At 64.0% G+C, this 8749-nt stretch carries 8 protein-coding genes; 6 read left to right on the top strand and 2 right to left on the bottom strand.

The genetic code is table 11. The annotated features are described in order from the left end of the window. Positions 1–192 precede the first annotated feature (192 nt). Positions 193–1515 (bottom strand): homoserine dehydrogenase, encoded by a 1323-nt coding sequence (locus H3H37_RS23120; protein ID WP_182166929.1) that lies wholly within the window; start codon positions 1513–1515, stop codon positions 193–195. 87 nt (positions 1516–1602) lie between these two features. Next, complete coding sequence (locus tag H3H37_RS23115) at positions 1603–2835, bottom strand: pyridoxal phosphate-dependent aminotransferase (protein ID WP_182166927.1); 1233 nt, start codon at positions 2833–2835, stop codon at positions 1603–1605. A 189-nt stretch (positions 2836–3024) separates the two neighbouring features. On the opposite strand from H3H37_RS23115, the gene H3H37_RS23110 reads away from it, so the two are divergent. The 6 genes from H3H37_RS23110 (at position 3025) to H3H37_RS23085 (ending at position 8740) form a co-directional block, all read left to right on the top strand. Next, a complete protein-coding gene (locus tag H3H37_RS23110) occupies positions 3025–3423 on the top strand; it encodes an Mth938-like domain-containing protein (protein WP_182166925.1) in 399 nt (132 codons plus the stop codon). Next, positions 3423–5087 carry a glycosyltransferase family 39 protein gene (locus H3H37_RS23105; RefSeq protein ID WP_182166923.1) on the top strand — a complete coding sequence of 555 codons (1665 nt, stop codon included), beginning with the start codon at positions 3423–3425 and terminating at the stop codon, positions 5085–5087. Before H3H37_RS23110 ends, H3H37_RS23105 begins: the two co-directional genes overlap by 1 nt. Positions 5088–5114: 27 nt before the next feature. Beyond that, positions 5115–5486 (top strand): DMT family transporter, encoded by a 372-nt coding sequence (locus H3H37_RS23100; protein WP_182166921.1) that lies wholly within the window; start codon positions 5115–5117, stop codon positions 5484–5486. Between the two features lie 145 nt (positions 5487–5631). After that, positions 5632–6771 (top strand): DegT/DnrJ/EryC1/StrS family aminotransferase, encoded by a 1140-nt coding sequence (locus H3H37_RS23095; protein WP_182166919.1) that lies wholly within the window; start codon positions 5632–5634, stop codon positions 6769–6771. A 20-nt stretch (positions 6772–6791) separates the two neighbouring features. Beyond that, positions 6792–7778 (top strand): glycosyltransferase, encoded by a 987-nt coding sequence (locus tag H3H37_RS23090; protein WP_182166917.1) that lies wholly within the window; start codon positions 6792–6794, stop codon positions 7776–7778. 8 nt (positions 7779–7786) lie between these two features. Then, complete coding sequence (locus H3H37_RS23085) at positions 7787–8740, top strand: formyltransferase (protein ID WP_182166915.1); 954 nt, start codon at positions 7787–7789, stop codon at positions 8738–8740. Positions 8741–8749: the final 9 nt, after the last annotated feature.

Raw genomic sequence — 8749 nt, 5'->3', positions numbered from 1 at the left:
TTTGCCAAGGTCGATACCGATCAACGTTACGCTGTCCATGATGGCGCCCTCCAGAAATGAAAACACCCTATAAGATTAGGACTTATAGGGTGAGGGTGACCATCTCATTAACCGGGGTCAGGTCATGTCATTGCGCATTTTTGCGCAATGACATGACCTGACCCCGGTTTCGCCGTGGGCGGGAGCGGGTGCTTAGCTCAGGTTTTCCAGGCGGATCTTGGTCACGCTGCCGAACACGCTGGCCAGGCCTTCCATCTTGGCGATGGCCGCTTCCACATTCTTTTCCTGGGTCTGGTGGGTCAGGAAGATGATGTCGGTGCGGATCTCGCCTTCGGCCGGCTCCTTCTGCAGCATGGCGTCGATCGAGATGGTGGCGTCGGCCAGGATGCGGGTCAGGTCGGCCAGCACGCCGGGCTGGTCGGCCACGTTCATGCGCAGGTAGTAGCTGGTCGTGATCTCGGCCATCGGCAGGATCTCGATGTCGGTCATCTCGTTGGGCTGGAACGCCAGGTGCGGCACGCGGTGCTCAGGATCGGCCGTGGCCAGGCGGGTGATGTCGACCAGGTCGGCGATCACGGCCGAAGCGGTCGGCTCGGCGCCGGCGCCCTTGCCGTAGTACAGCGTGGCGCCCACGGCGTCGCCCTGCACCAGCACGGCGTTCATGGCCCCTTCCACGTTGGCGATCAGGCGCTTGGACGGGATCAGCGTCGGGTGCACGCGCAGTTCCACGCCTTCGGTGCCGTTGACCTTGGCGCGCTTGGCGATGCCCAGCAGCTTGATGCGGTAGCCCAGTTGCTCGGCGTAGCGGATGTCGACGGCGTTGAGCTTGGAGATGCCTTCCACGTAAGCCTTATCGAACTGCACCGGGATGCCGAACGCGATGGCGGCCAGGATGGTGGCCTTGTGCGCCGCGTCCACGCCTTCGATGTCGAAGGTGGGGTCGGCTTCCGCGTAGCCCAGTTCCTGCGCCTGCTTGAGCACGGTGGCGAAGTCCAGGCCCTTGTCGCGCATCTCGGACAGGATGAAGTTGGTGGTGCCGTTGATGATGCCGGCCAGCCAGTCGATGCGGTTGGCCGTCAAGCCTTCGCGCAGCGCCTTGATGATGGGGATGCCGCCGGCCACGGCCGCCTCGAACGCCACCATCACGCCCTTGTCCTGGGCGGCGGCGAAGATCTCGTTGCCATGCACGGCCAGCAGGGCCTTGTTGGCCGTCACCACGTGCTTGCCGTTGGCGATCGCTTGCAGCACCAGGGCCTTGGCCGTGTCGTAGCCGCCGATCAGCTCGACGACGATATCGATTTCCGGATCGTTGACGATGTCGAATGGATCAGCCACCACCTTGACCTGGCCGCCAGTGCGCTCCTTGGCCCGTTCCAGGTTGCGGGCCGAGACGGCCACCACTTCAATACCGCGGCCGGCGCGGCGGCGGATTTCTTCCTGGTTGCGACGCAACACGTTGAACGTACCGGCGCCAACGTTGCCGACTCCTAGCAGACCTACTTTGATGGGATTCATAACTACACTCGTTTCATTGCGGTGAGATCGGGCGCCGCCTCAACGGCGCCCGGTGAATAAAGGGCAAAAATCAGGGGCCGGTACGGCTCAATAGCCCAGGCTGTGACGCTTGCGGTAACTTTCCATGAAGCGCGCGATGCGGCCGAACGCTTCGGTCATGTCGTCCGTGTTGGGCAGGAACACGACGCGGAAGTGGTCATGGTTGATCCAGTTGAAACCACTGCCCTGGACGATCAGCACCTTGGTTTCGGCCAGCAGTTCGTAGGCGAATTGCTGGTCGTCCACGATCGGATAGACCTTCGGATCGAGGCGCGGGAACATGTACAGCGCCGCCTTCGGCTTGACGCAGGTGATGCCGGGGATGTCGGTCAGCAGCTTGTGGGCCAGGTCGCGCTGCTTGAGCAGGCGTCCGCCCGGCCCCACCAGGTCCTTGATGCTCTGGTAGCCGCCCAGCGCGGTCTGGATCGCGAACTGGCCCGGCGCGTTGGCGCACAAACGCATCGAGGCCAGCATGTTCAAGCCCTCGATGTAATCCTTGGCATGGCTTTTCTCGCCCGACACCACCATCCAGCCGGAGCGGTAGCCGCACGAGCGGTAGTTCTTCGACAAGCCGTTGAAGGTCACGCACAGCACGTCGTCGGCCAGCGAGGCGATCGACACGTGCTGGGCTTCGTCGTACAGCACCTTGTCGTAGATCTCGTCGGCGTAGATGATCAGCTGGTTCTGGCGCGCGATCTCGATGATCTCGCGCAGCAGCTCGACCGGGTACAGCGCGCCGGTCGGATTGTTGGGGTTGATAATGACGATGGCGCGCGTGTTGGACGTGATCTTGCTACGGATATCGGCCAGGTCCGGATACCAGTCCTGCTGCTCGTCGCAGATGTAGTGCACCGGGGTGCCGCCCGACAGGCTGACGGCGGCCGTCCACAGCGGATAGTCGGGCGCCGGCACCAGCACCTCGTCGCCCGTGTTGAGCAGCGCGTTCATGGCCATCACGATCAGCTCGGAGGCGCCATTGCCCAGGTAAATGTCGTCGATGCCGACGCCGCGGATATTCTTGCCTTGCGTGTAATGCATCACCGCCTTGCGCGGCGCGAACATGCCCTTGGAATCGGTATAGCCGGCCGCGTTGGGCAGGTTGACCATCATGTCGTGGACGATCTCGTCAGGCGGATCGAAGCCGAACACGGCCAAGTTGCCAATATTCAACTTCGTGATCTTGTGGCCTTCCTCCTCCATTTGCCGGGCTTTCTCCGGCACGGGCCCGCGGATCTCGTAGCAGACTTCCGCAAGTTTGTTCGATTTATGAATCGGTCGCAAAATAAAATCCTGTGTTGGTGAGGCAAAACGACGCGGCCTGCCAAAATCCGGCCCAGGCCCATGCTGCAATGCGAAAAGACCCATTCTGCCGAAAGCCTCCCATTTAATCAACCTTTGCGGCGGGCAAGCCCGGGAAAAACGCTACAATGACGCTTCTTTTGCCGACCAACGACCGCAAGAACACGTCTTATGAAGCTCCATCCCAGCAGCACCCAACAATACCAGACCGTCACCGGCTACGATGCCACCGGGGTCGAAATCAACGCCCAGCGCTACCATTACAGCCTGATCGTGCTGCCCGAGACGGCGCCGCAGCCCTGGGGCGCCGCCACCTTCGAGGAGCTGACCGAAGCCCATTTCAACCAGATCCTGGACCTGGCGCCCGACGTCGTGATCCTGGGCACGGGCGAGCGCCAGCGCTTCATCCACCCCAAGCTGACGGCCGCGCTGACCATGCGCCGCATCGGCGTGGAATGCATGGACAACCAGGCCGCTTGCCGGACTTACAATATTCTGATGGGCGAAGGCCGCAAGGTCACGCTGGCCCTGGTGATGGGCGCGACCCTGGCTGCGGGTGAGCCGGCCTGATGAACAACGACCTGTACAACTCCAAAAAACTGCTGTGGTCGCTCGCGATCGTCTTCACCCTGGTCTGGCTGTACGTGCTGGGCTGGCGCACGCTGGTGCCGCCCGACGAGGGCCGCTACGCCGAAATGGCGCGCGAAATGCTGGCTTCCGGCGACTGGATCACCACCCGCCTGAACGGTATCAAGTACTTTGAAAAGCCGCCGCTGCAAACGTGGATGAACGCGCTGTCGTTCGCCGCGTTCGGCCTGGGCGAATGGCAGGCGCGCCTGTGGACGGGCCTGTGCGGCCTGGGCGGCGTGCTGCTGACCGGCTACACCGGCCACAAGGTGTTCGGCGCCCGCGCCGGCTTCTACGCCGCGCTGGCCCTGGGCGCCAGCCTGTTCTGGGTGGCCTCGGGCCAGATCGATTCGCTCGACATGAGCTTGTCGGGCATGATGACCATCGCCCTGTGCGCCCTGCTGCTGGCCCAGCGCGACGGCGCCACGGCGGCCGAACAGCGCAACTGGATGCTGGTGTGCTGGGCGGGCATGGCGCTGGCCGTGCTGGCCAAGGGCCTGATCGGCCTGGTGCTGCCGGGCGCCGTGCTGGTCCTGTACACGGTCGCCGCGCGCGACTGGGGCATCTGGGCCCGGCTGCACCTGGGCAAGGGCTTGCTGCTGTTCTTCGCCGTGGCCACGCCCTGGTTCGTGCTGGTGGCCATCAAGAACCCGGAACAGCCGCACTTCTTCTTCATCCACGAGCATTTCGAACGTTTCCTGCTCAAGACCCACCACCGCGAAGGCCCGTGGTATTACTTCTTCGTCATGCTGATTCCCGGCATCATGCCGTGGCTGGGCGTGCTGCCGCAAAGCCTGCTGGGCGCGCTGCGCCGCGACCGGCTGGCCAGCTTCCAGCCGCGCCTGATGCTGCTGATCTGGGCCGCCTTCATTTTCTTCTTCTTCAGCTATTCCAGCTCCAAGCTGCCCGGCTACATCCTGCCGATCTTCCCGGCGCTGGCCCTGTTGATCGCCGTCTACCTGGAAAACGCCTCGCGCCCCAACCGCGTGTTCGCCGCCGTGCTGCTGCTGATCGTGGGCGTGGCCGGCATCGCCGCCGTGCCGCAGATCGCCCACATCAAGGTCTACAGCCCGACCGAAGTGAAGATGCTGGAAGCCTACCAGCCGTGGGTGCTGGCGGCCGCCATCATCGCCGCCGCCGGCGGCGCGCTGGCCCTGCTCCATGCGCGCCACCTGCGCCGCGACGCCAGCGTGCTGACGCTGGCCATCGCCGGCTTCCTGGCCACCCAGATGGTGCTGGCCGGCTTCGAACCGTATGGCCATATGCGGGCCGGCAAGGCGCTGACCCACCGCATCCAGGCCGAACTGAAGCCGGACACCAAGATCTATTCCGTCTCCACCTATGAACAGTCGATGACGTTCTACCTGGGCCGCACCGTGACCCTGGTCGACTACTGGGATGAATTCACGTTCGGCCTGCAGCAGCAGCCGGAACTGTCCATCCCCACGGTGGACGCCTGGATCGCCATCTGGAAGCAGGACGCGGCCGCCGGCGTGAAGGACATCGCCATCTTCGACGTCGAGGATTACCCGAAAATGCAGGCGCGCGGCATCCCCATGCGCGTGGTGGCCGAAGACACGCGCCGTGTGGTCGTCGCCAACCTGTAAATTATTGAATTATTTATCTTATTTTTAATGAACCTCGCAACCTTCAGTTTCATCGTCACGGGCGTGCTGCTCAACGCCCTGGCCCAGCTGCTGCTCAAAGCCGGCACCAAGTCCATCGGCGCCATCCACCTGACCATGGACAACTGGTTTTCCATCGGCCTCAAGGTGGCCACCCAGTTGCCCATCATCGGCGGCCTGACCTGCTACGTGCTGTCCGTGGTGCTGTGGATCATCGCCCTGTCGCGCGTGGACGTGTCGATCGCCTACCCCATGCTGTCGCTCGGCTACGTGGTGACGGCCGTGGGCGCCTGGTACTTCTTCGGCGAAGCCGTGTCGCTGCAGCGCATGGCCGCCATCGTCGTGATCCTGATCGGCGTGGCCCTGCTGGCCCGCAGCTGAGCTGTGGGCGCTCCGGTTTTGCCGGCCTGCCAACAAAATGGCCGGTCGTATCCAGAACCCATTAGAATATGCGCTGCCCTTGGGGGCGGCGCGCCACGAGCGCCCGTCCATCCACAAGAACAAGTTGAAGAGAGTGACCACCGAAATGAGCGCTGACCTGCCCTTCCTGCCTTTTTCCAAACCCACCATCGACGAAGCCACCATCGCCGCCGTCGGCGACGTGCTGCGTTCCGGCTGGATCACCAGCGGCCCCAAAGTGCAAGCCTTCGAAGCCAAGCTGTCCGAATACTTCGGCGGCCGCCCCGTGCGCACCTTCAATTCCGGCACCTGCACCATGGAGATCGCGCTGCGCATCGCCGGCATCGGCCCCGGCGACGAAGTGATCACCACCCCGATCTCGTGGGTGGCCACGGCCAACGTCATCATCGAAGTGGGCGCCACGCCCGTGTTCGCCGACATCGACCCGGTGACCCGCAACATCGACCTCGACAAGCTGGAAGCGGCCATCACGCCGCGCACCAAGGCCATCATCCCGGTCTACCTGTCCGGCCTGCCCGTGGACATGGACCGCCTGTATGCCATCGCCGCCAAGCACAAGCTGCGCGTGGTGGAAGACGCGGCCCAGGCCTTCGGTTCCGAATGGAAGGGCAAGCGCATCGGCGCGTTCGGCGACTTCGTCTCGTTCAGCTTCCAGGCCAACAAGAACATCACCACCGGCGAAGGCGGCTGCCTGGTCCTCAACAACGAGGAAGAGGCGCGCCTGGCCGAGAAGTACCGCCTGCAGGGCGTGACCCGCAGCGGCGTGGACGGCATCGACGTCGACGTCCTCGGTGGCAAATACAACATGAGCGACATCATGGCCGCCATCGGCCTGGGCCAGTTCGCCAACATCGAGGCCATCACGGCCCACCGCCGCGCGCTGGCGCGCCACTACTTCAGCTGCTTCGGCCCCGACTTCGAAGCCCAATCGGGCGCCCAGTTGCCGCTGCAAGCCTTCGACACCAGCAACTACCACCTGTTCCAGATCGTGCTGCCCGACCAGGGCCCGGACACGCGCGCCAACTTTATGCGCAAGATGGCCGAGTACAACATCGGCACCGGCTACCACTACGCGCCCATCCACCTGTTCACCATGTACCGCGCGCGCGGCTTCAAGGAAGGCATGTTCCCGGTGTCGGAAAAAGTGGGCCGCCTGACCGTCACGCTGCCCATGTTCTACGCCATGACCACGGCCGACGTCGAGCGCGCCGTGGCCGCCGTCAAGGCCATCCTGATTAAACAATGACCGCAATGACCGCACCATCAATGAAACCAGAAATATCCGTCGTCATCCCGGTCTACAACGAGCAGGCCGGTTTGCAGACCCTGTTCGACCGCCTCTACCCCGCGCTCGACGCGCTGCAGACCAGCTACGAGATCGTGTTCGTCAACGACGGCAGCCGCGATAACTCCGTCTCCATCCTGGCCGAGCAGTTCCGCGCCCGGCCCGACGTCACGCGCGTGGTGCTGTTCAACGGTAACTATGGCCAGCACATGGCCATCCTGGCCGGCTTCGAGGCGGCCCGCGGCGACATCATGATCACGCTCGACGCCGACCTGCAAAATCCACCCGAGGAAATCAAGCACCTGGTGGCCAAGATGCGCGAAGGCTACGACTACGTCGGTTCGATCCGCCGCAAGCGCCAGGATTCGGCCTGGCGCACCTACGCCTCCAAGGCCATGAACCAGCTGCGCGAGCGCATCACCAACATCAAGATCACGGACCAGGGCAACATGCTGCGCGCCTATGGCCGCAACGTGATCGACCTGGTCAACCAGTGCGGCGAAGTGAACACCTTCGTGCCCGCGCTGGCCTACCGCTTCGCGCGCAAGCCGACGGAAATCATCGTCGAGCACGAGGAACGCTCGGCCGGCGAATCGAAGTACTCGCTCTATAGCCTGATCCGCCTGAACTTTGACCTGGTGACCGGCTTCTCGCTGGTGCCGCTGCAAATGTTCTCCATGCTGGGCATGGCATTGTCGATCGGCTCGGGCCTGCTGGTGCTGGTGCTGCTGGTGCGCCGCCTGTTCCTGGGCGCGGAAGCGGAAGGCCTGTTCACGCTGTTCGCGATCGCCTTCTTCTTCATGGGCGTGATCCTGTTCGGCATCGGACTGCTGGGCGAATACGTGGGCCGCATCTTCCAGCAAGTGCGGGCCCGTCCGCGCTACGTGGTGCAAACCATCCTGCAACAGCAGCACGGCCACGAACAGCTCGACACGGACGAGGTTGAAAAACGCTCGGTGGCGCGATGAGCGGCGCCATGCAGGAACAGCAACGCCGGCCGCGCGCCGTCGTCTTCGCCTACCACAACGTCGGCGTGCGCTGCCTGAAGGTGCTGCTGGCCGGCGGCGTGGACGTGGCCCTGGTGGTCACCCACGAGGACAGCGAGAGCGAGAATATCTGGTTCGATTCCGTGATCTCGGTGTGCCAGGACCAGGGCATCCCTTACATCACCCCGGCCGACGCCAAGTCGCCCGAACTGCTGGCCCAGGTGCAGGCGGCCCGGCCGGACCTGATGTTCAGCTTCTATTACCGCCACATGCTGCCAGCCGAACTGCTGGCCGTGGCGCCGGCCTACAACATGCACGGCTCGCTGCTGCCGCAATTCCGCGGCCGCGCGCCCGTCAACTGGGCCGTGCTGCATGGCGCCGACGTGACCGGCGCCACCCTGCACGAAATGACGGTCAAGCCCGACGCGGGCGCCATCGTGGCGCAGATGGAAGTGCCCATCCTGCCCGACGACACGGCCTTCGAAGTGTTCGGCAAGGTCACCGTGGCGGCCGAGCAGGCGCTGTGGCGCGTGCTGCCCTCGCTGCTGGACGGCAGCGCGCCGCGCCTGCACAATGACCTGACCCAGGGCGGCTATTTCGGCGGCCGCAAGCCCGAGGATGGCCGCATCGACTGGAACCAGCCGGCGCAGACCGTGTACAACCTGCACCGCGCCGTGGCGCCGCCGTATCCGGGCGCCTTCACCGACGTCGGCGGCGTGCGCTATGTGGTGCAGCGGGCACGCTTGCGACAGCCAAACCATGAACATACTGACAATGTTGCCAGCGCAAGTTTGCGTCCGGGCTTGACAGTAGTGGATAATTGCATCTTTGGCGTGTGCGGCGATGGCCGCATGCTGGCGATTTCCGCCTTGACGGCCGACGGTGAACCCGTCACAGCCGCGCAGTTGCAGTCCCGCCTGGCCGCTGCCGCCAGCGGACAATGAACATTACCT

This window comes from Rugamonas brunnea (assembly GCF_014042345.1).
Classification (GTDB): domain Bacteria; phylum Pseudomonadota; class Gammaproteobacteria; order Burkholderiales; family Burkholderiaceae_D; genus Rugamonas; species Rugamonas brunnea.
The sequence above is the reverse complement of the archived record's forward strand: the minus strand, read 5'-3'. Positions and strand labels throughout refer to the sequence as shown.

What these genes read in the sequence shown, in the direction of transcription:
- H3H37_RS23120 (WP_182166929.1), bottom strand. Translation starts at nt 1,515, where the DNA reads ATGAATCCCATCAAAGTAGGTCTGCTAGGAGTCGGCAACGTTGGCGCC.
- H3H37_RS23110 (WP_182166925.1), top strand. Translation starts at nt 3,025, where the DNA reads ATGAAGCTCCATCCCAGCAGCACCCAACAATACCAGACCGTCACCGGC.
- H3H37_RS23105 (WP_182166923.1), top strand. Translation starts at nt 3,423, where the DNA reads ATGAACAACGACCTGTACAACTCCAAAAAACTGCTGTGGTCGCTCGCG.
- H3H37_RS23100 (WP_182166921.1), top strand. Translation starts at nt 5,115, where the DNA reads ATGAACCTCGCAACCTTCAGTTTCATCGTCACGGGCGTGCTGCTCAAC.
- H3H37_RS23095 (WP_182166919.1), top strand. Translation starts at nt 5,632, where the DNA reads ATGAGCGCTGACCTGCCCTTCCTGCCTTTTTCCAAACCCACCATCGAC.
- H3H37_RS23090 (WP_182166917.1), top strand. Translation starts at nt 6,792, where the DNA reads ATGAAACCAGAAATATCCGTCGTCATCCCGGTCTACAACGAGCAGGCC.
- H3H37_RS23085 (WP_182166915.1), top strand. Translation starts at nt 7,787, where the DNA reads ATGCAGGAACAGCAACGCCGGCCGCGCGCCGTCGTCTTCGCCTACCAC.